Annotated in this window: 21 protein-coding genes; 19 read left to right on the forward strand and 2 right to left on the reverse strand. The window is 59.9% G+C overall.

Annotated elements, in window-relative coordinates; all coding sequences use genetic code 11:
• Positions 1–37 precede the first annotated feature (37 nt).
• On the reverse strand, positions 38–1,936 hold the full coding sequence (locus tag H7A13_04080) for an amidohydrolase family protein (GenBank protein ID MCP5332518.1): 1,899 nt from the start codon (positions 1,934–1,936) through the stop codon (positions 38–40).
• Between the two features lie 230 nt (positions 1,937–2,166).
• On the opposite strand from H7A13_04080, the gene H7A13_04085 reads away from it, so the two are divergent.
• A complete protein-coding gene (locus H7A13_04085) occupies positions 2,167–3,132 on the forward strand; it encodes an alpha/beta hydrolase (protein ID MCP5332519.1) in 966 nt (321 codons plus the stop codon).
• Between the two features lie 49 nt (positions 3,133–3,181).
• Positions 3,182–3,874, forward strand: a complete 693-nt coding sequence (locus H7A13_04090) for a DUF2470 domain-containing protein (protein ID MCP5332520.1) — start codon at positions 3,182–3,184, stop codon at positions 3,872–3,874.
• A gap of 11 nt (positions 3,875–3,885) precedes the next feature.
• Here the strand turns inward: H7A13_04090 and H7A13_04095 are convergent, their stop codons facing one another.
• The gene (locus H7A13_04095) at positions 3,886–4,665 is read right to left on the reverse strand and encodes an enoyl-CoA hydratase/isomerase family protein (GenBank protein MCP5332521.1); all 780 of its coding nucleotides are present in this window, start codon (positions 4,663–4,665) and stop codon (positions 3,886–3,888) included.
• 224 nt (positions 4,666–4,889) lie between these two features.
• Here H7A13_04095 and H7A13_04100 point away from each other — a divergent pair, with 224 nt between their 5' ends.
• From H7A13_04100 to H7A13_04180, 17 genes are all read left to right on the forward strand, one after another.
• Positions 4,890–6,155 carry a DEAD/DEAH box helicase gene (locus tag H7A13_04100; GenBank protein MCP5332522.1) on the forward strand — a complete coding sequence of 422 codons (1,266 nt, stop codon included), beginning with the start codon at positions 4,890–4,892 and terminating at the stop codon, positions 6,153–6,155.
• Between the two features lie 150 nt (positions 6,156–6,305).
• Complete coding sequence (locus H7A13_04105) at positions 6,306–7,124, forward strand: ABC transporter permease (protein ID MCP5332523.1); 819 nt, start codon at positions 6,306–6,308, stop codon at positions 7,122–7,124.
• A 12-nt stretch (positions 7,125–7,136) separates the two neighbouring features.
• Positions 7,137–8,402: an ABC transporter ATP-binding protein gene (locus tag H7A13_04110; protein MCP5332524.1), complete on the forward strand. Its 1,266-nt coding sequence runs from the start codon at positions 7,137–7,139 to the stop codon at positions 8,400–8,402.
• A 31-nt stretch (positions 8,403–8,433) separates the two neighbouring features.
• Positions 8,434–9,276, forward strand: a complete 843-nt coding sequence (locus tag H7A13_04115; GenBank protein ID MCP5332525.1) for an FkbM family methyltransferase — start codon at positions 8,434–8,436, stop codon at positions 9,274–9,276.
• A 227-nt stretch (positions 9,277–9,503) separates the two neighbouring features.
• Positions 9,504–10,751, forward strand: coding sequence for a glycoside hydrolase family 99-like domain-containing protein (locus H7A13_04120; protein MCP5332526.1), 1,248 nt, complete (start codon positions 9,504–9,506; stop codon positions 10,749–10,751).
• 43 nt (positions 10,752–10,794) lie between these two features.
• Positions 10,795–12,003 carry a glycosyltransferase gene (locus H7A13_04125; GenBank protein ID MCP5332527.1) on the forward strand — a complete coding sequence of 403 codons (1,209 nt, stop codon included), beginning with the start codon at positions 10,795–10,797 and terminating at the stop codon, positions 12,001–12,003.
• Positions 12,004–12,051: 48 nt separating this feature from the next.
• The gene (locus H7A13_04130; protein ID MCP5332528.1) at positions 12,052–13,299 is read left to right on the forward strand and encodes a glycoside hydrolase family 99-like domain-containing protein; all 1,248 of its coding nucleotides are present in this window, start codon (positions 12,052–12,054) and stop codon (positions 13,297–13,299) included.
• A 6-nt stretch (positions 13,300–13,305) separates the two neighbouring features.
• A complete protein-coding gene (locus H7A13_04135) occupies positions 13,306–14,373 on the forward strand; it encodes a glycosyltransferase family 2 protein (protein MCP5332529.1) in 1,068 nt (355 codons plus the stop codon).
• A gap of 120 nt (positions 14,374–14,493) precedes the next feature.
• A complete protein-coding gene (locus H7A13_04140) occupies positions 14,494–15,459 on the forward strand; it encodes an FkbM family methyltransferase (protein MCP5332530.1) in 966 nt (321 codons plus the stop codon).
• A 46-nt stretch (positions 15,460–15,505) separates the two neighbouring features.
• The gene (locus H7A13_04145) at positions 15,506–16,645 is read left to right on the forward strand and encodes a glycosyltransferase family 4 protein (GenBank protein MCP5332531.1); all 1,140 of its coding nucleotides are present in this window, start codon (positions 15,506–15,508) and stop codon (positions 16,643–16,645) included.
• 5 nt (positions 16,646–16,650) lie between these two features.
• Positions 16,651–18,597, forward strand: coding sequence for a CRTAC1 family protein (locus H7A13_04150; GenBank protein MCP5332532.1), 1,947 nt, complete (start codon positions 16,651–16,653; stop codon positions 18,595–18,597).
• A gap of 132 nt (positions 18,598–18,729) precedes the next feature.
• Positions 18,730–19,650: a terpene cyclase/mutase family protein gene (locus tag H7A13_04155; protein ID MCP5332533.1), complete on the forward strand. Its 921-nt coding sequence runs from the start codon at positions 18,730–18,732 to the stop codon at positions 19,648–19,650.
• Positions 19,643–20,776, forward strand: a complete 1,134-nt coding sequence (wecB, locus tag H7A13_04160; GenBank protein MCP5332534.1) for a UDP-N-acetylglucosamine 2-epimerase (non-hydrolyzing) — start codon at positions 19,643–19,645, stop codon at positions 20,774–20,776. Before H7A13_04155 ends, wecB begins: the two co-directional genes overlap by 8 nt.
• Positions 20,773–21,753 carry a glycosyltransferase family 2 protein gene (locus H7A13_04165; protein ID MCP5332535.1) on the forward strand — a complete coding sequence of 327 codons (981 nt, stop codon included), beginning with the start codon at positions 20,773–20,775 and terminating at the stop codon, positions 21,751–21,753. Before wecB ends, H7A13_04165 begins: the two co-directional genes overlap by 4 nt.
• Before the next feature lie 31 nt (positions 21,754–21,784).
• Complete coding sequence (locus H7A13_04170; protein MCP5332536.1) at positions 21,785–22,714, forward strand: sulfotransferase; 930 nt, start codon at positions 21,785–21,787, stop codon at positions 22,712–22,714.
• 86 nt (positions 22,715–22,800) lie between these two features.
• Complete coding sequence (mutL, locus tag H7A13_04175) at positions 22,801–24,591, forward strand: DNA mismatch repair endonuclease MutL (GenBank protein ID MCP5332537.1); 1,791 nt, start codon at positions 22,801–22,803, stop codon at positions 24,589–24,591.
• 185 nt (positions 24,592–24,776) lie between these two features.
• Complete coding sequence (locus H7A13_04180; GenBank protein MCP5332538.1) at positions 24,777–25,457, forward strand: hypothetical protein; 681 nt, start codon at positions 24,777–24,779, stop codon at positions 25,455–25,457.
• The last annotated feature ends 106 nt before the right edge of the window (positions 25,458–25,563 follow it).

The following is a 25,563-nucleotide window of genomic DNA, read 5'->3' on the forward strand; positions in this document are numbered from 1 at the left end:
AACGGGCGGGCTGGTTTCAACCCGCCCGCTGTGATCGTCAGGCGGCCGCCTGAGCGCGGGCGGTCATCAGCCGGCCGAAGCGCTCCTTGCCCACCTCCGGGGTGAAGGTTGCCCCGTCCCACGCCAGTTTTCCGGCGATCCACACCTTGTCGACCACACCATCGGAGCGGTTGACCAGTTGCGGATGGTCGAAGACCTCGCGGTGGATCATCGTCAGCCCGGCATCGCTGTCATAGTCGAGCAGTGCCTGCGGGTCGACCAGTATCAGGTCGGCCTGGGCGGCCATCTCCAGCGTGCCAACCTCCATGCGGAACAGTCGGGCCGGATCCCGCGTCAGCCGTTTGACCGCCAGACTCACCTGGTCGAGTGACTCCTGCGCGGCCATCTTCAGCGTGCTGAGGTTGCCATCGAAGTAGGCCATGTTGGTCAGATGGGCGCCGCTGTCGTTGAAGCCGGGCAATGTCTGCGGATCGAACAGCAGCTCACGCAGCACCTCTGGTCGTTGGTTGGCAGTGATGACATACCAGCGCAGGGCGCGGTCGAACTGCCGCAGCAGGTGCAGCATGAAGTCGGCGTCGTCGTTGATCGGTGGCGCAGCGGCAAAGAACCCGGCCTCTTCGCTGCTGGCTGCGCTGCGTCGGTCACCCTGCTGATAGCTGCGCAACCGGCGGTAGACCTCGCCCAGTCGCTGCCCGCTCCAGAGCGCAATGGGCGCACGCTCGACGACCATGTCATCCAGTTCGCGGCTGAAGGTGGTCGACTCCATCTTCAGCCAGTGGCGCAACCGGTTCAGGTTGAAACCCTCCTTGCCGGCGCGCCAGTCGCGGCGGAAGCGCGCGACATAGCCGGCGTCGTTCAGCAGCCGCTGGCGATGCTCGACATCCTCGATATCGATCGCCATCAGCTCGCGAAAGGCGGGCTTCTCTTCCAGCAGTGGCGAACTGACGCCGTCGGCAAAGACCTTGAAGGGGACCGACAGCGCCTGAAAGGTGAAGTCGCCGCGCAGCAGTCTGGAGTTGAGCAACCGGCTGAAGAGGCGCAGTCCGCGGTGCGCGAACTGGTTGCAGTCGATGTCCATGGCCGCGGTCGCGGTCATCGTCAGCGGTCGGCCATGCAGGCGGCCGCAGGTCAGACCGAAGATGCCCAGTGTCTTGAGGCCATCCTCCGGGTCGGGGGTGGCCTGCCAGACCCGATCGTGGCGCCGCACCACCTCGGCCAATGCACGGATCTCCTTCAAGGTGGCGTGCTGGGCCGGAATCTTTTCGTTGCGGTGCGGGTCGTTGGCCAGATAGTGCAGCGGCAGGCCATCGGATGAAAAGCCGACATAACCCTGCTGCATCGCCTGTTCGACCAGGGCGCACATCTGTTGCAGTTCGGCCGCGGTCGGCTCCCGGCTGATCGAACCCTCCAGCCCCATCACCGCGATGCGCAGCATGCTGTGCGGCACCATCGGCGCGACATTGGGCCCCAGTGGCAACTGTTCGAGATGGTGCAGATAGCTGCCACTGTCATGCCAGTCGATGGCGCCATCCAGACACTTTTCGAGCACCCGCTTGGGCATGTTCTCGACCCGGGCGAAGCAGTCGATCAGCGGATTTTCCTCGGGTCGCTCGGGGCTGGTCAGGGCACCGAAGGCCAGGCCAAGGCTGCAATTGCTCATCACCACGGTGGTGGTGCCGTGGCGGACGGCCTCGGTCAGCGCCGGCTCCACCTCGACTTCGAGGTCGAAGTGGGTGTGGATGTCGAGCAGCCCCGGCATCAGCCACTTGCCCTGGCCATCGATCACGGTCGCGGCCGCTGTCCTGGGCAGATCGATGCCCTTGGCGGCGATTTGCCCATTCTTGATCGCCAGATCGATCCGCTGCGGCGGGGTGCCGGTGCCATCGAAGATCAGCGCACCGCTGATCAGGGTGTCCCAGATGGGTTGAGTGTCCATGGCCATTCCTTGCAGGGTTGTTATTGTGGAAGGAAAGACTGCATTCGCATTTTCGGCCGAGTTGGAGCATAGCGGAGCGGAGGTTGCCATCCAAGTGTTTCGGGGTGTGCAGCCACGCCGCTGGTGCAGGTGCCGCCAGACAAAGCGGCCGTTCTGTTCACTGGCCACAGGGCCCGCTGTTCGATAGGCTGCATCCTTTGGGCTTGAAGAATAAAAACCGGAGAAACGCGATGCCGTATCTGATTCTGCGACTGTTGGGCACGGCATTGGGCGTGCTGCTGCGGCGGCCACTGCGGGGGGCGGCGCAGCCGGACTGGTCACTGCGGACCGAGATGACGGTGGCGGTGTTGCGGCAGGCGATGCGCTATGCCGCCGCCCATCCGCAACAGTGGCGGCAACTGGAGTCGCGCCGAAGCCAGCCGATTGCGCTGGCTGACCAACTGGAGCGCCGCGCCGAGCAGATCGGTGACATGGCCGCCGAATGGTTCGAACCGCATCGGCTCAGGCAGCCGCAGCGGGTGCTGCTCTACCTGCATGGTGGTGCCTATCTGTTTGGTTCGGTGCAGGGGTTTCGCCCTTTTCTTTCCCGTCTCGCGGTCGAAAATGGCATTCGGGTGTTGGCGGTCGATTACCGTCTGGCGCCGGAGCACCGTTTTCCCGCAGCACAGCAGGATGCCCTGGCCGCCTATCAGTGGCTGCTCGATCAAGGCCATGAGCCGGAGCAGATCATCATTGCCGGCGATTCGGCCGGCGGTGGGCTCAGCTGCGCACTGCTGCTGCAACTGAAGCAACTGGCCCAACCCCAGCCGCGCGCGGCACTGCTGTTCTCGCCTTGGGTCCACCCGTTGGCCACCGGCGGTAGCATGATCACCAATCTCGATTACGACATCCTCGAAGCCGACTGGCTGCGTGACGCCATTCGCCTGTCGATGGGAGAGCTGGATGCCGACCATCCCCTGGTGGCACCAGTGCATGCTGACCTCAGGGCGCTGGCGCCGATGTTGATCATCGGTGGCGAGGCCGAGATTTTTCGCGACCAGATCATCCGCTTTGCCCAGCATCTGCGCGATGCCGGGGGTGAGGTCGAGCTCGAACTCTGGCCACAGATGATGCATGACTTCCAGATTCTGTTCCCCGAACTGCCCCAGTCGAAGTCGGCCATGGCGCGGGTCAGCCAGTTTCTGGCGCAGCTGTGAGTCGTGCCTGTCCCACTCCGATGCTCACCCCTTCACAAGGAGCACACCAATGAATGGCCATGAGCGTGATTCCACCTTTCGTTCGTTGCGCCAGCGCGCACGCCAGCACGATGCAGCCGATGTCGTCTTTACGGCACGGGAGCAGACCCTTCACTGCTTCAGCGCCCTTGCGGAGGATGGATCGCCGCTCTTTGCGGTGGATGCAACGATCGATTGGGGTGGCGATCCGCAACCGGCCAGTTGGTCGGTGTCGTTGCAGGGTCAGACAGGGTCGACACTGCTCAGGTTGCTGGGCAATGCCTCGCCGGTTGCGCAGAGTGATGCCGAACTGCATGTCCGCTTCGAAGCGTTCTTTCCGGGTCGGTTGAATGCCGCCAGTCGGCTCTGGCGGCTCGAGCCCCAGGCGGTGGAGCTGGATGGCGAGGTGTCTGGCACCGCCGAGCGGTGGCTGCTGCCGATGGCAGGCTGGCAGGGCGACCGGCAATACATCACCGACCACATGAACGAAGACCACATCGAGCAGATGCAGGCCATGTGCCGCCACTTCTTCGCTGTGGCGCCGCAACAGGTGGCACTGATCGCGCTCGACTCAGAGGGCATGCATCTGCGTGCCGATGGGCAGGTCCACTATCTGCCGTTCGCCAGATGCTGCGACGGCACCCGTGAAGTGGCGATGGAGACAGTGCGACTGTCGGCCGAAGCCGGGGCCGGACCTGACCATGGCGCGGCCACCGCCGGTTGAGTCGCTGCCGCTCAGCGCCCCTGAAAGCGCGGTTCGCGCTTCTCGAGCAGCGCGGTGATGCCCTCCCTGGAATCTTCGGTCTCAAAGGTGCGTGACTGGCAGTGGGCCTCGAAATCGGCGGCCCGTTGCGGATCCCAGGGGGCGTTCAGATAGAGCGACCGCTTCATCATCCGTACCGCGACCGGCGCACAGACGGCGATCTCACGGGCCAGCGCACGGGCGCGCGGCAGCACCTGCTCGGCCTCGACGGCGGCATTGACCAGGCCGATCCGTTCGGCCTCGGCGCCATTGATCCGCCTGCCGGTGAAGAGCAGTTCCGCCGCGCGGGGCAGGCCGACGATTCTCGGCAGCATGTAGCTGATCGACATGCCCGAATGCAGGCCGAGCCGCGCAAAGTTGGCGCCATAGAGTGCATCGCGGTTGGCAATGCGCAGATCGCAGATCAGCGCGACCCCGAAGCCGCCGCCAATGGCGTGGCCATTGAGTGCGCCGATCACCGGCATCTTCAGTTCGGCAATCTGCAAAAAGGAGCGGTAGGTTGCCAGCAGCCGCTCATGTGGCAACTGCTGCTGCACCCGGTCGCCGCTGAAGTCGCCCCCAGCACAGAAACTGCTGCCGCGCCCGGTGATGATCAGGCAGCGCACCTGGGCTTCGATCTCCAGCAGTCGTGCCATGGCATCAGCGAAACCGGCAATCAGATCGGGGGTCATGCTGTTGCGGTTGTCGGGGCGGTTCAGGGTGATCTCGGCCACCCCATCGTCGAAGGAAAACAGAACGGCGGCGGAATCCATGGCGAATTCGATCTCCCTGTTTTTATGTTGTGAGCGATCCTGCCGGTCAGAATGCACAGTGGATCGGTGCCGGCCGTTGCAGAATAGCCCGATATCGAACAAATCGAAACCGGCCCACGGCCTGTCTCATCGCCACCACATCTCTGCGGAATGACGACAGGGTTTGCTACAATCGGCGCACATTGCTTTTTTCTTTTCCGTTTGATCGCATCGAGCATCGACCTTTGACATCCATGGCATCTCCCCCGGAATCATCCACCCAGCCCCCATCCTCGGCCGATGGTGCCGAAAAAACCCGGTTCAGCGAGTTCGAGCTGATTCCACCCCAACTGCTGCGTGCCATCGATGAGGCGGGTTTTGAATACTGCACGCCGATTCAGGCGCAGTCGCTGATCCACACCCTGCATGGACTGGATGTGGCCGGTCAGGCCCAGACCGGCACCGGCAAGACGGCGGCCTTTCTGATCACCATCTTTGCCGGGTTGATCAACCATCCGCTCGATGAAGAGCGCTACAGCGGCGAGCCGCGCGCACTGGTGTTGGCGCCGACGCGAGAGCTGGCGTTGCAGATTGCCAAGGATGCCGAGCAACTGGGCAGATACCTTGGACTTCGGACCGCCGCGCTGGTGGGTGGAATGGATTACCAGCGACAGCGCGCTGCCCTGCAGCAGGGGCTGATCGATCTGGTGGTGGCCACCCCGGGACGGTTGATCGACTTCATCGAGAATCGGGAGATCTTTCTCGATCAGATCGAGATCCTGGTGCTCGATGAGGCCGACCGCATGCTCGACATGGGCTTTCTGCCGCAGATTCGCCGCGTCATCCGCCAGACGCCACGCAAGGAGCATCGCCAGACGCTGCTGTTCAGCGCCACCCTGAACGCCGACATCATGCAGCTTGCCGAGCAGTGGATGGTCGATGCCCGCTGGATCGAGGCCGTGCGCAGTCCGCAGAACGCGGGTGCGGTCAAGCAGGAGATCTACCTGCTGGCCGACCATCAGAAGAGCACCGTGCTGATCAACCTGCTGCACCGCTTTGCCGGGCAGCGCGTCATCGTCTTCGCCAACCGGCGTGACCGCACCCGCCATCTGGAGGAGAAGCTGGCACGCCACGGCCTGAAGGTGGGGATGCTGTCGGGCGATGTGCCGCAGGTCAAGCGGCTGAAGACGCTCGAAGCCTTCCGGGCCGGCAAGCTCGACGTGATGGTGGCCACCGATGTGGCTGGACGCGGCATTCACATCGACGACATCGCGCTGGTCATCAACTACGATCTGCCCGAAGAGGCCGAGGACTACGTCCACCGCGTCGGCCGTACCGGACGGGCCGGCGCCACCGGCCACTCCATCAGCTTCGCCAGCGAGCATGACGCCTTCGAACTGCCCAAGATCGAACAGCTGCTTGGCCTGAAGATCGATGCACATCAGCCTGAAGAGGCCTTGCTGCAGCCAGTGCGGCCCCAGGCGCAGCGCAACCGGACCGCCACCGACTGATCGGGCGGGTTGGGCCAAGGGCCTGTGGCAGGCCACAGGCCCAACTGGCGCCCAGCGCGGTTTCACGCAACCGCAAGCAATTTTCGACTATTCTTGAAGTTGCTGCCGAATGGTCGGCACCGCTTTACGCATGGATTTCAAGCACGCGCTATGCTCGCCATCGTCAAAAACCTCTACGACTACCGCGAATTGATGACCACGCTGGCGTGGAAGAACATCGCGCTGCGCTACAAGCAGGCCTATCTCGGCATCGCCTGGGCGGTGCTGAAGCCGGTGACGCTGATGCTGATCTTCACGCTGGTCAGAAGCTTCGTCGGCATCGACAGCGGCAGCACTCCCTATCCGATCCTGGTGTTTGCCGCGCTGATTCCCTGGACCTTCTTTCAGGAGTCCGCCTCCGAAGGGGTCAACAGTGTCGTTGGCAATACCGTGCTGATCAGAAAGATCTACTTTCCGCGCGAGGTCTTTCCGATCATCGCCGTGCTCACCAAGCTGGTCGAATTGGGCATCAACCTCTGCATCCTGGCCGGGTTGATGCTCTGGTATCAGATGACGCCGAGCATCCATCTGCTGTGGGCGCCGCTGATTATCTTCTATACCATGCTGGCCGCACTGACCATCGCCTTCGTCGGGGCTGCGATCAACGTCTACTACCGGGATGTCGGTCAGGCATTGCCGGTGCTGCTCTCGCTGCTGATGTATGGCTCACCGGTGATCTATCCACTGCACCTGGTCAAGGAGAAGCTGCTGGTAGAGCGGGCCGCCGGCGACTGGTCCGACGCGTTCTACACCCTCTACACCCTCAACCCGCTCTCCGGCATCATCGATGCGTTTCAGAATGTCGTGCTGCGTGGGTTGCCACCGGATCTGGGCGCGATGACCCCCGGCGCCATCCTGGTCGTCCTGCTGCTGCCGCTGAGCTACCTTTACTTCAAGCGCGCCGAAAGCCATTTCGCCGACGTGATCTGAGCGCTCCTCCCTATGCCAGCCATTGAAGTCAATCATCTCACCAAGGAGTTCCGTCTCGGCGCCGTCGAGGGGCTCAAGCAGACCCTGCTCAACACCGGCGCACGCCTGATCGGCCGACCGGTGGCGGAGCGGCCACTGTTCAAGGCGCTGGATGACGTCAGCTTCTCGATCGAACAGGGTGAAGTGGTCGGCATCATCGGTCACAACGGCGCCGGCAAGTCCACGCTATTGAAAATGCTGGCGAAAATCAGCACACCCACCCATGGCGAGGTCAAGATCAATGGGCGCATTGCGCCGCTGATCGAGGTGGGTGCCGGTTTCGTCCCCGACTTCACCGGTCGCGAGAATGTCTACCTCAATGGCGCGATCCTGGGCATGTCAAAACAGGAGATTGCGCAGAAGTTCGATGAGATCGTCGAATTTGCCGAGATCGAAGCCTTCATCGACACCCCGGTCAAGCGCTACAGCTCCGGCATGCAGGTCAAACTGGCCTTTGCCGTGGCCACCAGCATCGAATCCGAAATTCTGATCGTCGATGAGGTGCTGGCGGTGGGTGATCTGGCCTTCCAGCGCAAATGCTTCGACCGGATGGAAGAGCTGATCAAGAACCAGGGCAGAACGGTGCTGCTGGTCAGCCACAATATTCGTCAGGTCGAGCGGCTCTGTTCCCGGGTGATCCTGATGGACCACGGCAGAGCGATCCATGATGGCGATCCGGAAGTTGCCTGCAACCTGTTCTATGAGCAAAACGACAGGAAGGTCAAGGAAGAAGCTGCCAGACGGGTCTCACGGGGTGGCGGCATGAGTTCGACCTTCTCCTCTGGAGAGCTCGAACTGCAGCGAGTGTCGATCACCAATGCCGACGGAGAAGAAACCGATGCGGTGGTCTACGGAGAAGCAGTCACGATCACGCTCTCATTCGCTGCAAAGAGTGTCATCGAAAATCTCGCGGTTGGTGTGGGTGTGCACACACCAGATCTTCTCTATATAGCCAATGATGACAGCAGTTCAAGTAAATTGGGTCCGCTCTCTGTGCCTGCTGGCTTGTTTCAGATCATTTATCGAATTGCTTGCTTTCCTTTGTACGCAGGGACATACGCGCTCAGAATCGGAGCTGCCACGGCCGATGCTGACCGACCGCTCTTTTATGGTGAAAATCTGTGCCATTTTCAGGTCGTGACAGGGGCATATAATCAGAGTCGGACGGTTGGGCAGGGATTTCTTTCTCTGGGTGGTGACTGGGCAGTTCTGCATGATTCTGAAGAGGCTTGCGCATGAAGTTGCAAGTCTTTGCAAGAGGATTTCTGGAATGTCAAGTGAAGAATGTATGTCGCCGATGATCAGCTATGCGCAAAATTTCGAAGATGTCATGCTGCAGAGGGTTTTCAAAGGGCAGAGTAGCGGCTTCTATATCGACATCGGCGTTTGGGACGCAACGATCGATTCGGTGACGCGCCATTTCTACGATCAAGGTTGGCGCGGTATCAATGTTGAGCCGTTGCCAGATAATTATCGGAAAATTCTTGCCGAGAGACCGCGTGACATCAATCTGAACGTGGCCATTTCCAGTTGTCCTGGGTCACTTGCATTTCATCATGTTCACAACACAGGGCTTTCCACCAGCAGAGATGACTATGCACGAATGCATGCGGAGAAGGGGTTTGAAGTCTCTGAGCTTGTTGTTCCGACCAAAACCTTGAAAGAAATCTGTGACGATCATGCGGTTGGGGTCGTCATTGATTTTCTCAAGATCGATGTTGAAGGCGCTGAAGTTGATGTAATCAGAAGTGGAGATTGGCGGTTATATCGGCCCCGTGTGGTTCTTGTCGAATCAGTGATACCAAACTCACCTGTTGCATCATTCTCCGAATGGGAACCAGCGCTTTTGGAAAATGGCTATGTTTTTGTCTATTTTGATGGGCTTAATCGTTTTTATTTGCGTGAAGAGGATCTGCATTTTCGAGAGGCGTTTTATGCTCCGCCGAATGTGTTTGATGAGTTTGTCATTTTCCGGATTGAGGTTATGAAAAAAGAGATGTCAAGGTTGAGAGAGCGCTTGAATTCGGCAATGAAATCCATGGATGAGAATGAAAAATTCAGAGGTTCTTTTTTCGGAAAAGTGGCTTACAAGGCATTCATGTTTTTTTCATGATTTTTTTCTTGAAAATATCTGCCTGACAGGATGCTTCAGAATATGGTTTGAGGAGGCATTGATTTAGTCGTCCCCGTAAAGGAGGGCATTCAGGCGATTGTTGTTGCTGGATTCTCGTCTTCGCATGAATGGCGGGCAAGAGTCAATCAGTGTTTCCTTTTTTCAGTGGTTTATTAAAATAATTTTGGAGTGTAATTTTTTATGCGGGGGCTAGAAAGATTGCCGTGATCAGTGACATCAGAGCGATTGCCTTCTATTTACCGCAATACCATCCAGTAAAAGAGAATGACGAATGGTGGGGGAAGGGGTTCACTGAATGGACCAATACAGCCAAGGCAAGACCACTCTTTCCTGGTCATTATCAGCCGCATATTCCGGCTGATCTGGGTTTTTATGATCTTCGCTTATCGGAGGCTCGCCAGGCGCAGGCAGATTTAGCCAGAGAATATGGCATTCATGGCTTCTGCTACTACCACTACTGGTTCAATGGTCGTCGAATCCTGGAGCGGCCTTTCAATGAAGTGTTGCAAAGTGGCAGGCCGGATTTTCCTTTCTGTCTTTGCTGGGCCAATGAAAATTGGACTCGTGTATGGGATGGTGGAGAGCGCGATGTCCTGCTCGGACAGAATTACAATCATGAAGATGATTTTCTGCATATTCAGAGCCTTATTCCCGCATTCCGTGATCCAAGATATATCCGAATCAATGGTCGACCGCTTTTCTTGGTATATCGCACAGAATTGTTGCCTGATCCAGCGCGTACTGCTGAAATCTGGCGTGAAGTTGCGATCAAGGCCGGGGTCGGAGATCCATACCTGGTGCGTGTAGAAAGTTTTTCTCAAAACATTTCACCGGCGTCCATTGGATTTGATGCTGCCGTGGAGTTCGCGCCTGATGGGAATGACATGGGAGAGTGGATCTTTCACCATGGCGCTGCTGGCATTCTGAGTCGCATGGGGGTCATTCCACATGCCTACGCGGAGCAACGGATTGTCAGTTATCCGGCGCTCGCCAGAGGAATGGCATCTCGTCCTGTCGCTGAGTTCACGCGGTTTCGTTGCGTAACGCCGATGTGGGACAACAGCGCTCGTCGAAAGAAAAACGCACGGATCGTGATTGATTCCACTCCGGAGCTTTATGAAAGCTGGCTGAGAGTTATTTGCAATCAAACATCCAAGAGATTCAAAGGCGATGAAAGGGTTGTTTTCATCAACGCCTGGAATGAGTGGGCTGAAGGAAATCATTTGGAGCCTGACCTGAAATGGGGCCATGAGTATCTGAAGGCAACGCGACGTGCACTGACTGAGGCTGGCCAGACAGTTCATTTTTCTCCTGTCGAATCGAATGCGTCCACCACTCCTGATTTCTCTGAGTGGTTGAAGAGTGGGTATTGGAAATGGCGAGCCCGTCTTGGCAGGCGTTGGGTCAGGAAGAAGGAGCTTCTGCGTCTTCTGTTGTGGCGATGGCGCAGATGAATTTTTTTTGCAGGCTCCATTTTCGCTGCAAGGTGATTTATTCATGAAATCCATCTCATTCGGCAGTCCAGTACATATTCTTTTTATTTCGCATGATGCTGCGTTGTTTGGAGCGCAGCGCATGTTGCTGGCCCTGCTGCAAGGGTTGGATCGGGTGCATTTTTCACCTTATCTGCTGGTGCCTGGAAAAGGAGATTTGGTCGATGCCGTACACGACCTGGGCATCCCCGTTTTTGAAAAGCATCTGGAACATTGGGCACCCTGTATCAACATGATGAAAGGCCGTGGTCGTTTGTCGTATCTCGCACATATGCTGCGTGGTCTTCGTGCGAGATCCTGGGCCATTGCGCGGTTGATCGAGCGCCATGGCATTGATTTGATCTACACCAACACTGTCACTTGCATCGAAGGGGCGGTTGCGGCGCGAATGATGAAAAAACCCCATCTCTGGCATATTCATGAGCCGGTCACGGGTAACAGCGAATTGCTGCCGGTGTTGCCGGTATCTTTCTACGCGCCCATCATCGCGCGGTTGTCGACCCATGTGGTGTTTCCTTCCCGTGCGGTGGCAGCAGATTATCCACGGTTGCGTGAGATGGCATCGATCGTCTACAACGGCATCAAATTGCCACCGAAACAGAATCGGATGCGGGCTCGCGATGAAGTTGCCCAGAGGTTGAAAGTCGATCCTTTGCAGCACTGGGTTGCCGTCGTGGGGGCCATCCAGCCACGCAAGGATCACCGTACATTTCTGGCGGCGGCGACGAATGTTCTGAAGTATCGAGATGATGTGCATTTCATCATTGTCGGGACTGGCGCAGAGCACTTGGTGCAGGCGTTGCGCAATCAGATCGAGACGCTGGCTCTGACGGGCAGGGTCACCTTGGCCGGGAGATGGGAGGGCGACATTGCCATTTTTCTTGCGGCAATCGATGTGTTGGTGATCTCTTCGGAACAGGAGTCTTTTGGCTTGACCGCAATCGAGTCACTGGCGGTTGAAACTCCAGTGGTTGCGACGCGTTGCGGCGGACCCGCCGAGATCATTGAAGATGGTTCAGATGGGTTTCTCGTCGATGTCAAGGATCCACCGGCCATGGCGAATGCTGTGCTGAAGTTGCTTGCCGATCCAGCCATGCGGAGTGCGTTCGGCGAAGCTGGAAGGATTCGGGTGTCGATGCGCTTCACCGAGCGTCAGTATGTCCAAGGGATGCAGGATGCACTTCTGGAGTTGAGCAGGAGTAAAGATGTTTGATCACGGGTTTTCGAAAAATCCGATTCGACTGCAAAGAGTTGGAGTTTCATGAACAGTGATGTCAGGGCAATAGCGCTCTATTTGCCACAATTTCACCCGATTCCAGAGAATGACGAATGGTGGGGCAGGGGATTCACCGAATGGACCAATGTGGCCAAGGCAAACCCGCTTTTCCCGGGTCACTATCAACCACATGTCCCGGCCGATCTGGGTTTTTATGATCTTCGCTTGTCAGAGGCGCGTCAGGCTCAGGCGGATTTGGCCAGAGAGTATGGCATTCATGGCTTCTGTTACTATCACTACTGGTTCAATGGTCGTCGCATTCTGGAACGGCCTTTCAATGAAGTGCTGCAAAGTGGCAAGCCGGACTTTCCTTTTTGTCTCTGCTGGGCGAATGAGAACTGGTCGCGCGCGTGGGATGGAGGAACGAAAAAGATTCTCCTTGAGCAGCGCTATTCAGAAGAGGATGACCGTGCCCATATAGAAAGTCTCATCCCAGCGCTTATCGATTCTCGTTATATTCGGATCGATGGGCGGCCATTGCTTCTCGTTTATCGAACAGAGCTTTTGCCGAACCCTGCCAGAACAGCGGAAATTTGGCGGGAGGTTGCAAGGCGCTCCGGAGTTGGAGAGTTGTATCTGGTCCGGGTTGAAAATTTCGTTGCTGATATTGATCCAAAGAATATCGGTTTCGATGCCGCCATGGAGTTTTCTCCGGACAATCGAGAGGTGGGACAGGCTGTTTTTTCTGGTTCAATCTTCAGAAAGATGAGCAGATGGGGAATTCTTCCAAGAGCTTTTCATCAGCATACGGTGTTGCGCTATCCGATCATTGCTGCATCACGCATGAAGAGAGCCAGCCCTGTATACAAACGATTCCGTTGCGTCACCCCGATGTGGGACAACACGGCGAGACGAAAAAAAGATGGGCGTATCTTGATCGGATCAACACCTCAGCTCTACAAGAATTGGCTGAGCACCATGGTGCGACAGACGAAGACCAGATTCGAAGGTGATGAGAGAGTTCTTTTCATCAATGCATGGAATGAGTGGGCAGAGGGTTGCCACCTCGAACCCGATGTCAAGCATGGACGTGCCTATCTGGAGGCAACCCGGCAGGCGCTGACGGAAGCAACTCCTTCCGCTTCTCTGTCCAGTCAGGAATCTGTCACGCTCAAGTCTGACGTGAGCGAAGAAAAAAAATCTGCTTTTCGTCGGTTTTATTGGGGAGTGCTGCAAAAATTGCGAAGCTTGATCGAGATCATCAAGATGATTTTCAGAATTCGAGTGAGCTGATCATCAATGGATCAGGCAAGAGGCGATCAGCAAGTCATGCAACCGTTGGTTTGCATCATCGTTCTGAATTGGAATGGCCGAAATGATACGCTGGAATGCTTGGAGTCCATTGCAAGGGTCGACTATCCGAATTTTGAGGTCGTTGTGGCAGACAACGGATCGACCGATGGTTCTGTCGAAGCCATCGGTCGATATCATCCAGAAGTTAAAATAATCGAGAACCATGCCAATCTTGGTTTTGCAGAAGGCAACAATGGCGCCATTCGTCATGCGCTCGAAACAGGTGCAGATTTCATTTTTTTGCTCAATAACGATACTGTCGTTGATCCGGGCGTTGTTACGGAATTTGTCCGGGCTGCGCAACAGATGCCGCAAGCCGGAGTTTTCGGGGCAAAGATTTACCATCATGCCGACAGCCGCAGGTTGTGGTATGCCGGTGGATATTGGGATAGCCGGACGTTGAGTTTCAATGAATATGGCGCCGGTGAGATTGACCGTGGGCAGTACGATGTGCTGACCGAAACCGAGTGGGTGATTGGTTGTGCCATGTTCATCCGCGCCGAAGTGTTCAGGAAGGTTGGCCTGCTCGAACCAAGATTCTTTCTCAACAATGAAGAGATCGATTTTTGCAGTCGGGCCAAGCGTGCCGGCTTTTTGTGTGCCTATGTTCCAGGTGCGCGGGTGTGGCACAAGATTTCGGTCTCCTTTGGCGGAGAAGATTCACCACTGAAGGAATATTTCAGTGCCAGAAACCGATTGTTGTGGGCGAAGCGCAATGCAGCATTGGGGTTGCGGTTAAGAATCTATTTGCACAGTGTCAGCGTTCTGATTCGGCGTTTCATTCGTCCGCTGTTTAGTGTAGTGATGAGTCAGCCATTCTCGTTGAAAAAATGGTGGTGGACGGTTTGTACCGCATTCCTCGATCCTAGAAACCGTGCCGCCTTGATGGGTTTTCGTGATTTCTGGCTGAGACGGTTCGGTAACTGCCCGGACAGTATCAGGACGCTCACCAGCGAATGGTCATCGATGCGTGTACAGCGGGCTTCGTCTCGATCGACAGGTCAGGAGCGCTGATTGTTCTGGAAGAGTTGCAGAATCTTTTTGAAAGAATCTTCGATCCAAAGAGTTGAGTTCAATTGAGCTGTACGATGACGGCAGAGGTTTCGTTTTTGAATCGTTCGAACAAGGCTGGCCATGCAAGATCATAAATGGGCGTCATTGCTCTACAACCAGTGTCTGAAACACCATCATTGGCAGCAGTCCGAAGGTTTGCGTGGCCGCTTGTGGCGCTGGGCCTGGAGCCAGGGATTGCATCGATTTGGCGATGTGGCAGTTTCCACCAACATGCATGGTCGACGGACTTTGGTCAATTTTGGCCATAGCTATGGTCTGTATGCCCGTCGGTTTTTGCAGTGGAACACGCCACTCATCGAACTGGCACACCAGGCTTTTCTTGCCTGGCATCGCCCCATTCATCTGGTGGATGTGGGTGCCAGCGTGGGTGACACCGTCCGATTGCTGCAAGCCAACTGTGGTGACGAGATCGCGGGCTATCTTTGCGTTGAGGGTGATGCCGATTTTTTTTCTTATCTGAAGAGTAATCTGGAGGATGACGAGAAGGCTCGTCTGGTTCAGACGCTGCTTTCCGATCGCGCAGACGAGATTCCTTCACTGGTGCGCACCCATCCCGGGACTGCCAGTGCGCAGGGCGATCAAGTACAGAGGGCTGTTCCACTCGATGTCGTTGTGGAGGCAGAAAGAATGGAGCAACTCGACGTGCTGAAAATCGACGTCGACGGTTTTGATGGCAAGGTGCTGATGGGCAGCCACAGGTTGCTGGACCGATGGAAGCCTGCCGTGATCTTTGAGTGGGATCCCTACTTCTGCCAGAAAACGGAAAACAGCTGGACTCGGCACTTCGAGTTGTTGGTCGAGCATGGCTATGACCGCTTTTTGTGGTTCACCAAATATGGCAATTTCAGCCATCCGATGACCGGCTATGATGCGGTGGCCGTCGAATTGCTGGCGCAACTCTGTCTTTCCGGTGCCCATGATTTCAACTGGCACTACGATGTGGTTGCATTGCACCGAGAATCACCGATCGACCCGCACGCGTTGTCAATGGCACGTTTTGCCAAGCAGCGCAGGTCATGGTTCTGAACGATTGCACCATGTTCGATTGCGTTGCTGGCACTGAAAAAAGCTGATGCGCATCCTCTACGCCAGCGAACGCCCACCTTATCCCTGTTTTCTGGGCGGTGCGGCCCGTTGTGCCCATCGGTTGATGCAGTCGTTGAGCGAGGAGTTTGCTGTCGACTGCGCTGCGGTGGGTTCGGCGGAGTATGCGGTGACCCCCTGGGGGCACCCACCGCCTGAGGAGCATGCAGCGCTCGGCATTCGATCTGTGGCGCAGCCGAGTGGCGTGATCGACTGCGGCTATCCGGTTCAGCTGTTGCCCGATTTCTTCGATGCGCTGGAATCGTTCATCGGCCGGTTTCGGCCCGATCTGATCTGGGCACAGTTGGAAGGCGCGCAGCAGGTGCTGATGCTGGCCCGGCGCTTGGGCATCCCTGGCGTGCTCTACGTGCATGATGCCGAAACGGCGCCGAACGAGCTGAAAGCCATGGGACGACTTGGCTGCCATGTGGTTTGCAGCAGTGAATTCCTGGCGAACAAGGTGGAAAGGATCATCGGGCGGCCGGTGCAGGTGGTCTATCCTGCGTCGGACTGGTATTTCGGCACCCTGGGAGACCCGCAGGGCTCGGTGTTGATGATCAATCCGGTCAAGGTCAAGGGTGTCGAGACCCTGCTGGAAATCGCGCGCCGGCGGCCCGAAGTGCAGTTTTTATTGCTCGAATCCTGGAAACTCGGCGAGTCGGCACTGCACTCGCTGCAGGCGCAACTGGCGGCCTTGCCGAATGTGCGCTTTCACCCGCGGGTGTCGGACATGCGTGCCATCTACCAGCAGGCACGCCTGCTGCTGGTGCCTTCGACCTGGGAGGAGGGGTTCGGCATGGTCGCGGTCGAGGCGCAGTCCTGCGGCATTCCGGTGATTGCCAGCGCGCGTGGCGGTCTGCCGGAGTCGGTCGCAGAGGGGGGCTTGCTGATTCAGAACCATCTCGACATCGATGCCTGGCTGCAGGCCCTCGATCGGATTCTCGATGATCCAGACCAGTACCGGCAGTGGCGTCAGGCGGCCCTGGTCCATGCCCGGTCGACCAGGTTCACCCCGCGCGACTGTGCCCAGCGCTTTCTGGCCGCCTGTCGGGCGCCGCTGCCGAGCATGGGGCCCTTCGCGCGCGGCAGACGCTGGCTGCTCGACCGAATGTTACGGCAACGAGGCTGAATGGCATGGACAGAAAAAAGCGGCTTTCTCTGTGGGTTGCGGTGGCCATGCTGGCGGCTGGCTGTTCCGAACAGCGCCGGGCGCCACTGTTCGAAGAGGTCACCGAAGCCGCCGGTCTTGCTGCCTACGTCGGCATGACCCACGGTGTGGCCTGGGGCGACTTCGATGGCGATGACCGGCCCGATCTCTACGTGACCAACCACCTCGATGCGCCGCTGCTGTTTCGCAATCTGGGCAACGGCAAGTTCGCTGAGGTGACCCAGAGCCAGTTCGACGCCGCCGATCTGGCGGGCGACAAGCATGGCGCCCAGTGGGCCGATTTCAACAACGATGGCCAGCTCGACCTGGTGCAGTTGACTGGCGCCCAGCAGGGCGTCGGGGCCGAGCCCAAGCGGCTGTTCATGAATCAGAATGGCCGATTCACCGAGGTGGCGGCCCGGGTCGGGGTGGACAATCCGCAAGGGCGCACCCGCATGCCGCTGTGGGTCGATCTGGATCGCGATGGCCGGCTTGATCTGTTTCAGGGTGCCGAGGCCCGTTTCGATGCGCTGACGCCGCCCTTCCTCTTCATGCAGCAGGATGGCCGGTTTGATGCGGCGCAGCCGCTGCCGTTTGCGTCGCGCTCGGTGCCGTTCTGCCTGCTCACCGAACTGACGCAGGATGCCCACCCGGAGCTGCTCTGCCGGGTGGTCGGCAAGAACAAAACTGCACAACTGTTCGACCTTGCCAGCCTGCCGGCGCGTGAGCTCGATCTGCTGCCGGTGACCGCTTTCGAGGATGCCGCAGCCGGTGACTTCGACAACGATGGCGCCATCGACCTGTTGCTGGCGCGCAAGAATCCGGCCGGCGCTCTGGCATTGGGCCAGCCGGCCGCCAATCTGCTGATTGCCGATCTCTGGGTGACGGCCGCCGATGTCGGCAAGCCGCTCGGTTTCAGCTTCAAGGCATCCGGCCAGCTCGACGTGCAGGTCAGGGCCGCCTACGCCGCGCAGGGCCTCGCTGCGCAGCAGATCCATATCGGCCGGCAGGGCGAACATCCGGCCGGAGTCGATTTCGCGCTGCCGGGCGAGATGGCCGATGTCGATGGCGTGGCGCCGCATCAGTCTGGTGAGCAGGCGGCCCTCTATCTGGGTCGCCAATCGACCGACCGCTGGCAGATCGAGTTCTCTGCGGCCACAGCGGCTGCGGCAGCGCACAAGCCACAGCAGATCACCGTGATGGTTCGCGCAGCAACGGCCATCACCGAGCTGACGCCGACGGCCGAGGCCACCCGCAATGAGCAGGCGCCGCAGCGGCTGTTCATGAACCAGCAGGGCAAGCTGGTCGAGCAGGGTGACAAACGCGGTGTCAACGAGGTGCCGATCTCCGCGGTCAACGTGGTGGCAGGTGATTTCGACAACGACATGCATCTCGATCTGTTCCTGCTGGGCTCGGGTGACGTTGGCATGCAACAGAATCTGCTGTTGCGCAACCGTGGCGATGGCCGGTTCGAAGCCGTCCCGCAGGCAGGTGGCGCGCAGGGTTCCATGGCCGGTGTTGGCGACAGTGTCACCACGGTCGACCATGACGGCGACGGCTTTCTCGACCTGCTGATCGCCAGCGGCGGCAGCATGGGCCGCAGCCTCGGTCTGCCCTCGGCTGGCGGTGGCTACCGGCTCTACCACAATGTGAGAAACGGCAACCACTGGCTCGAAATCGATCTAGAAGGCACCCGTTCCAACCGCGATGGCATCGGTGCACGGGTCGAAGTCACCGCCGGCGGCGTGACCCAGACGCGGCTGCAGGATGGCGGCGTCCATGAGCGCAGCCAGAACCACAGCCGGCTCCACTTTGGTCTGGGTCCCAACAGCCAGATCGACCGGCTCACCATCCATTGGCCGAGCGGTGTGGTACAGCAGTTGAGCGGCGTGGCCGCGGACCAACTGCTGCGGGTGCAGGAGGCTGCCCAGTGACCCAGAGGCGGCACTGATTCGGCATGGCCCGATTTTCTTCTCTATTCTTCCAATACGAATCAGCGCCAATCATCTCGATGGATGCCAACCGTTTCGTAGTCAAAGCCAACAGTGGATTCCAGGAATTTCGACATGTTTTTTCGCAAGAACAAGCCACCCAGCCATGAGCGGGCCATGCAGTGGTTCAAGGCGAACATGGTGGCCGATCAGGGCATCATCGTGCACACCAGGGAGCGGGTGCCCTATCCCGAGGTGACCGGTTATTTCATCCCCACCCTCTACAATTGGGGGGAGCAGGCACTGGCGCGCAGCTGCACCCGCTGGCTGCTGTCGATCCAGTTGCCGTCGGGGGCCTTTCCGGCGCCCGATGGCAAGCCCTACACCTTCGACACCGGGCAGATCATGCGCGGGCTGTGCGCCGCACTGGGTGATGTCGAGGGTGCCGAACAGTCGCTGCGCCGCGCCTGTGACTGGGTGGTGGCGCAGATCGATGCGCAGGGGCGGCTCACCACGCCGTCGACCGAGCTGTGGAGCGACATCGCCAGCGACCTGATTCACACCTATGTGCTGCCACCCCTGCGGCAGGCGGGCAGAGTGCTCGGGGTGCCGGCCTATGAAGAGGCCGCCAGCTTCGTGCTCGCCTACTACAAACAGCAGGATGGACTGGTCCCCTTCAACCGCCTTTCGCACTTTCATGCCTATGCGATGGAGGCGCTGTGCGAACTGGGCGAGTTCGACCTGGCGCGACGGGGCATGGCCGACGTGGAACGCTGCCAGCGGCGCGACGGCAGCATTCCGGCCTATCCTGACGTCGACTGGGTCTGCTCGACCGGCATGGCGCAATATGCCATCGTCTGGTACACGCTGGGCAACCGGCGTCCGGCCGACCTCGCCATGCGCCATCTGGAGAAGATCCAGAACGATTCGGGCGGCTTCTACGGCAGTTATGGCAAAGGGGCCAAGTACATCTCCGGTGCCGAGATCAGCTGGGCGGTGAAATATTTCCTCGATGCCTGGCGGCTGAAGATGCAGCAGGAGGGCAGCCATGATTAAGGTGCTGACCGTCTTTGGCACCCGCCCGGAGACCATCAAGATGGCGCCGGTGATCGCCGAACTGGCGGAGCATCCGACGCGCATCCACAACAAAAACTGCCTCACCAGCCAGCACCGGGACATGGTGGCGCCGCTGATCGACCTGTTCGGCATCAAGGTCGATTACAACCTCGACCTGATGCGCGAGAACCAGACGCTCGAACACATCACCGTCACCGTGCTGCAGGAGGTGAGCAAGATCCTGCGTGCCGAGCCGTTCGACCTGCTGCTGGTGCAGGGCGATACCACCACCTCGATGGCGGCGGCGATGGCGGCGTTCTACTGTGGCGTCAAGGTGGGCCACATCGAGGCCGGCCTGCGCACCTTCGACAAGTTCCATCCCTATCCCGAGGAGTCGAACCGCAAGATCATCGACTCGATGGCCGATCTCTTCTTCGCCCACAGCGACCGCGCCCGCCAGCATCTGCTCAACGAGGGCATTGTCAGCGAGCAGATCGCGGTCACCGGCAACACCGTGATCGATGCACTGCTCGATGTCTCCAGCCGTCCCTACAGCTTTGCCGGCACGCCGCTCGAAGCCGTGGCGAACGAGCAGCGGCGCATCATTCTGGTGACCGCCCACCGCCGCGAGAGTTTCGGTGGCCCGTTCGAATCGATCTGTCGCGGTCTGGCCGAGCTGGCGCGCAAGTATCGTGACCAGGTCGTGCTGGTCTACCCGGTGCACCGCAATCCCAATGTGCGGCAGGTGGTGAACGCCATGCTGGCCGGCATCGACAATGTGCTGCTGATCGATCCGCTCGACTACCTGCCGCTGGTCCACCTGATGAAGCGGTGCCACCTGGTGCTGACCGACTCCGGCGGCCTGCAGGAGGAAGCCCCCAGCCTCGGCAAGCCGGTGCTGGTGCTGCGCAAGGTGACCGAGCGGCAGGAGGGGGTCGAGGCCGGCACCCTCAAGGTGATCGGCATGCAGGCCGATGAGATCGTCCGCCAGGCCTCGCGCCTGCTCGAAGACGAGGCCGCCTACCAGGCGATGGCCTCGCGCAGCAACCCCTATGGCGACGGCACGGCACGCATCAGGATCGTCCAGCGCATCCTCGACGATGCCGGATTGGGCGGCACGCAATGAGCGTGGAGCGCGGGTCGCCGCTGGTCAGCATCGTGCTGCCCACCTATCGGCGGCCGCATCTGTTGCCCCACGCCATCCGCAGTGTGCTGGCGCAGAGCTACCCGCACTGGGAGCTGATCGTCGTCGATGACAACTCGCCCGACCACACCCCCGAGGTGGTGGCGAGCTTCACCGATCCACGCATTCGTGCCGTGCGCAACGACCCCAACCTCAAGCTGCCGCGCACGCTGAACCGCGGCTTTGCGCTGGCCAGTGGCGAGCTGCTCACCTGGACCTCGGACGACAACCTCTACCACCCGCAGGCGATCGAGAAGATGGTGGCCCGCCTGCAACGTGGCGACTGCGATTTCGTCTATGCCGACTACTGGCTCTTCTCCGAACTGGATGCGGCAGGCGCGCCGCTCGACATCCAGCACGACCGCCTCCCCGATCGACTGCAACTCGATCGCGGCAACCACATCGGCGCCTGCTTCATGTACAGCCGGGCGCTGGCCGAAGCGGTGGGAGAGTATGACCCCGAGCTGTTTCTGGTCGAGGACTACGACTACTTCATCCGCGCCGCCCGGCAGTTCCGCTTCGCCCACATCGCCGAGCCGCTCTACTACTTCAAGCGTGACGACGCCACCCTCTACATCTCGCGCTACTGCGAGGTCAAGGCCTCCGATCTGCTGGTGCGCTACAGGAACGGCCTGCTCGATGGCGCCGGCGTGGTCGAGGCAGTGGTGGAACTGCTGCTGCGCAACATCGCCGGCCTGAAGAACCCGCTGCTGCGCGGCGGCCATGCGCTGCTGCGCACACGCTCGTTCAGGCTCACCAACTGGCACGCAAAACTGACCAGTCACCACCTGCGGCGGCAACTGCACGGACCCGTGCTGGCGCTGCTCGACGGCTACCGCCAGCAGCAGCGCAGCTTTGGCGAGAGCCGGCAGGCGCTGGTGGCGCTGATCAACGCTCTGGGTGCGGTCAGCTACCAGTGATGACAGCGCCAACGCAAGTCAGGAAGCCCCGATGTCCTTCTTTCAAATTCTGAGTGACGCACTGCGCGGCCCGGCCCAGGCGCGTGCGGCGCACCGGCAGGCGCTGTTGCGCCAGCCCGGCATCCGTTCCGGCATCGAGCAGTTGCAGCAGCACTGCCCGGCAGTGATCGAAGCCGATGAACCGGCACCGATCTTTCTGCTCTCGGCCGGCTGGCGCTCCGGTTCGACGCTGCTGCAGCGGCTGATCATGTCCGACGCCCGGGTGCTGATCTGGGGCGAACCCTATGACGAATGCGGACTGGTGCAGGCACTGGCCGGCACACTGCCGCCGTTCCGGCCCGACTGGCCGCCGGCCGACTACTTCTACGATGGTCGCCCCCCCGGCGACCTGTCGGGCAACTGGATCGCCAACCTGTTCCCGGCACTGAGTGACCTGCGCCAGGCGCATCGTGCCCTGTTCGACACCCTGTTCGGTGTGCCGGCAGCACGCGCCGGGGTGGCGCGCTGGGGCATCAAGGAGGTGCGCTTCGGCATCGAGCAGGGGCTCTATCTGCGCTGGCTCTACCCGCGGGCGCGCTTTCTGTTCCTCTACCGCCACCCGCTCGAAGCCTACCGCTCCTACAGCCGCTATGGCCGCAGCTGGTACGACACCTTCCCTGACCGACCAGTCTTCACCCCGACCGACTTCGGCCGCCACTGGTGCACGCTGATGGCAGGCTTCCTGCGCGATGCGCAGAAGCTGGACGCCCTGCTGGTGCGCTATGAAGATCTGATCGGCGAGCAGCCGCCGATCGACGCCATCGAGGCCCACCTCGACATCCACATCGACCGTGCCGTGCTGACCGACAAGGTCGGCAGCTCGGAGCGTGGTGGAGCCAAGGTGCGGGTCAACCGGCTGGAGCAGTGGCTGCTCAGGCGTGCGGTGGAGCCGGTGGCGTCGCAACTGGGCTATCTCTGGTAGGCGCTGGTAGGCGAACGGCTCCCGCAACCCGGCTGAATTGGCCGATAATTGGCGCCTCTCACTCAGAGTGCCCCACTTTGCCGCCGATGAAACCGATTCGCGAACTGCCCGCCGCACTCGCCAACCAGATTGCCGCCGGCGAGGTGGTCGAACGCCCCGCCTCGGTGCTGAAGGAGCTGCTCGAAAACAGCCTGGATGCGCAGGCCAGCTCGATCGACGTGGAGGTCGAGGCCGGCGGTGTCAGGCGGATTCAGGTGCGTGATGACGGCAGCGGGGTGCCGGGCGACCAGCTCGCGCTGGCGCTGGCGCGCCATGCCACCAGCAAGATCGCCCTGCTCGATGACCTGGAGCGCATCGCCACCCTCGGCTTTCGCGGCGAGGCACTCGCCAGCATCGCCTCGGTGTCGAAGCTGAGCTTCACCTCCAACCCGCAGCACGACAGCACCCAGGGCTGGCGCATCAGCACCGAGGGGCTGGCCGACGGCCCGCAGCTGCTGCCGGCACCCCATCCGCGCGGCAGCAGCCTCGAAGTGCGCGAGCTCTTCTTCAACACCCCGGCACGGCGCCGCTTTCTGCGCAGCGAGCGCACCGAGTTCGAGCGTATCAACGAGCTGTTCAAGCAGATCGCCCTCAGCCGCTTCGATGTCGCCTTCTCACTGCGGCACAACCAGCGGCTGATCCATCGGCTCGACGCCGTCACCGAACCGGGTTCGGCGCGCCGGGTCGAGCAGATTCTGGGACGCGACTTTCTCGAACAGGCGCTCGTCGTCGACCGCCACGGCGATGGCCTGCGGCTGTGGGGCTGGATCGGCATGCCGACCTTTTCGCGCAGCCAGGCCGACTTGCAGTACTTCTATGTCAATGGCCGGACCATCCGCGACAAGCTGGTCAGCCATGCGCTGCGGCAGGCCTATCGCGATGTGCTCTACCAGGGCCGCCATCCGGTCTGTCTGCTCTACCTCGAGATCGATCCGCTGGCGGTCGATGTCAATGTCCATCCGACCAAGCATGAAGTGCGCTTCCGCGACAGTCGCGGCGTGCATGACTTCATCTACTCGGCACTGCACCGCGCCATTGCCGAACTGCAACCGGCCGATCGCATCGCGCTGTCGGCCGCGCCGATCAGTGACCGGCCGCAGCCGGGGCTGTATGGCGCGGCGGCGCCGCTGCAGCAACAGCCGCTGGCGCTGCGTCCGCCCACTGCGGCGGTGACACCGAACCAGGTGGCGGAGAGCCTGACCTTCTACGCCGCACTGGCGCAGCCACTGGCCGAAGCCGCAGCGGACGAGGCAGAGCCACCGCTCGGCCATGCGCTGGGGCAGTTGCATGAGATCTACATTCTGGCGCAGAACCGGCAGGGGCTGGTGCTGGTCGACATGCATGCCGCCCATGAACGCATCCTCTATGAGCGGCTGAAGCGCAGCCATGATCAGGCGCCGCTCGCCTGCCAGCCGCTGCTGCTGCCGCTGTCGCTGCCGGCCACGCCGGCCGAGGTCGAACTGCTCGACGCCTGCGGCGAACTGCTGCGGCGGCTCGGCATCGACGCCGAGCCACTGGGGCCACAGCAGATCGTCCTGCGCAGCCTGCCGGCACTGCTGGCCCAGGTCGATGCGGCCCAACTGCTGCGTGACATTCTGGCCGACCTGCGCACCCATGGCCGCAGCGACCGGGTCGAACTGGAGCGCAACCAGTTGCTGGCCACCATCGCCTGCCACGGCGCGGTGCGGGCCCGACGGCGGCTGACCCTGCCGGAGATGAATGCGCTGCTGCGCGACATCGAGCAGACCGAACGCAACGGCCAGTGCAACCATGGCCGCCCCACCTGGATGCAGATCGAGCTGGCGACGGTCGATCAGTGGTTTCTGCGCGGGCGCTGAACGGGTCGAAAGCCACCGATCGGCCAGCGCAGCGCAGCCGTTGCAGGCAGGGTTGCAGGTTTTTTTTTGAAGAGTGCTATAAGGGCTTGCCCGGGCGAAACCCTGATGCCCTCTACTGGCTTTCACGGAGGAGTGTTCACAGTGATGGAGTCTATTACAACTTTGTCAACTACAGGATGATCCTTATGAAACTGAAATCTCTAAAAGCTTTAGTATTAAATATCATATTGATATCTCTCACCTTATGGGGTGGTCACGCGCGGGCTGCACTTATTACAGTTGTTAACCCGTCCTTTGAAATTCTTCCGGTTACCGGTCTTCCCAACAGTTGCGGAACAGGTTGTAGCTACAGCGAGGAACTCATTCCAGGGTGGAAAAATATACCTTTCCTTGGACTCGGCCTCTCCAGTGGGCAATTTCGTCCCGGCACCGACGTTGGCAATACGACCTACTTCGACTCGCTTTCCGATGGCATCACATCGGTCTATACCTCGATCCCTGGAATCGTGCAGACGGTAGGTGCAGTAGTTCAACAAGGGGTCATTTACACCTTGTTAGTAGACGTTGGCTACAGAAAGGATGCCAGCCCCGGGGGTGTTCCACGTCTCAAAGTGAACGATGTTTTCTATGACGGAATAGGAACGCCCGTGGTCGGCGGGTGGGCGCCGTTCACCGCGACCTACGTAGGATTAGCCGCTGACGTAGGTCAGCCAATCACGATTTTTTTAGACTCTGCATCCTTCCAAGGGAACTTCGACAATGTGCGCTTGCATGCAACCCCTAGCGCCGTTCCGCTGCCGCAGACTTGGGCGCTGCTGCTCCCGGCCATCGGCATGGTGGGAATGATGAAGCGCCGCAAGGCGTGAGCCGCTGACCGCTCCCGGGCGCAGCGGCAGCGGGCCGTTGGGCACCGGTAGCCGGTGGAAGGTGACGCAGCCATGACGCTGCGGTTCAGACGAAAGTGGGGGAGGC

Source organism: Pseudomonadales bacterium (assembly GCA_024234215.1).
In the GTDB taxonomy this organism is placed as follows: Bacteria; Pseudomonadota; Gammaproteobacteria; order Pseudomonadales; family UBA5862; genus JACKOQ01.

Excerpts from the sequence above, each read along its gene's own strand:
- H7A13_04080 (MCP5332518.1), bottom strand. The coding sequence starts at position 1,936 with ATGGACACTCAACCCATCTGGGACACCCTGATCAGCGGTGCGCTGATC.
- H7A13_04085 (MCP5332519.1), top strand. The coding sequence starts at position 2,167 with ATGCCGTATCTGATTCTGCGACTGTTGGGCACGGCATTGGGCGTGCTG.
- H7A13_04090 (MCP5332520.1), top strand. The coding sequence starts at position 3,182 with ATGAATGGCCATGAGCGTGATTCCACCTTTCGTTCGTTGCGCCAGCGC.
- H7A13_04095 (MCP5332521.1), bottom strand. The coding sequence starts at position 4,665 with ATGGATTCCGCCGCCGTTCTGTTTTCCTTCGACGATGGGGTGGCCGAG.
- H7A13_04105 (MCP5332523.1), top strand. The coding sequence starts at position 6,306 with ATGCTCGCCATCGTCAAAAACCTCTACGACTACCGCGAATTGATGACC.
- H7A13_04110 (MCP5332524.1), top strand. The coding sequence starts at position 7,137 with ATGCCAGCCATTGAAGTCAATCATCTCACCAAGGAGTTCCGTCTCGGC.
- H7A13_04115 (MCP5332525.1), top strand. The coding sequence starts at position 8,434 with ATGTCAAGTGAAGAATGTATGTCGCCGATGATCAGCTATGCGCAAAAT.
- H7A13_04125 (MCP5332527.1), top strand. The coding sequence starts at position 10,795 with ATGAAATCCATCTCATTCGGCAGTCCAGTACATATTCTTTTTATTTCG.
- H7A13_04130 (MCP5332528.1), top strand. The coding sequence starts at position 12,052 with ATGAACAGTGATGTCAGGGCAATAGCGCTCTATTTGCCACAATTTCAC.
- H7A13_04135 (MCP5332529.1), top strand. The coding sequence starts at position 13,306 with ATGGATCAGGCAAGAGGCGATCAGCAAGTCATGCAACCGTTGGTTTGC.
- H7A13_04140 (MCP5332530.1), top strand. The coding sequence starts at position 14,494 with ATGCAAGATCATAAATGGGCGTCATTGCTCTACAACCAGTGTCTGAAA.
- H7A13_04145 (MCP5332531.1), top strand. The coding sequence starts at position 15,506 with ATGCGCATCCTCTACGCCAGCGAACGCCCACCTTATCCCTGTTTTCTG.
- H7A13_04150 (MCP5332532.1), top strand. The coding sequence starts at position 16,651 with ATGGACAGAAAAAAGCGGCTTTCTCTGTGGGTTGCGGTGGCCATGCTG.
- H7A13_04155 (MCP5332533.1), top strand. The coding sequence starts at position 18,730 with ATGTTTTTTCGCAAGAACAAGCCACCCAGCCATGAGCGGGCCATGCAG.
- wecB (MCP5332534.1), top strand. The coding sequence starts at position 19,643 with ATGATTAAGGTGCTGACCGTCTTTGGCACCCGCCCGGAGACCATCAAG.
- H7A13_04165 (MCP5332535.1), top strand. The coding sequence starts at position 20,773 with ATGAGCGTGGAGCGCGGGTCGCCGCTGGTCAGCATCGTGCTGCCCACC.
- H7A13_04170 (MCP5332536.1), top strand. The coding sequence starts at position 21,785 with ATGTCCTTCTTTCAAATTCTGAGTGACGCACTGCGCGGCCCGGCCCAG.
- mutL (MCP5332537.1), top strand. The coding sequence starts at position 22,801 with ATGAAACCGATTCGCGAACTGCCCGCCGCACTCGCCAACCAGATTGCC.
- H7A13_04180 (MCP5332538.1), top strand. The coding sequence starts at position 24,777 with ATGAAACTGAAATCTCTAAAAGCTTTAGTATTAAATATCATATTGATA.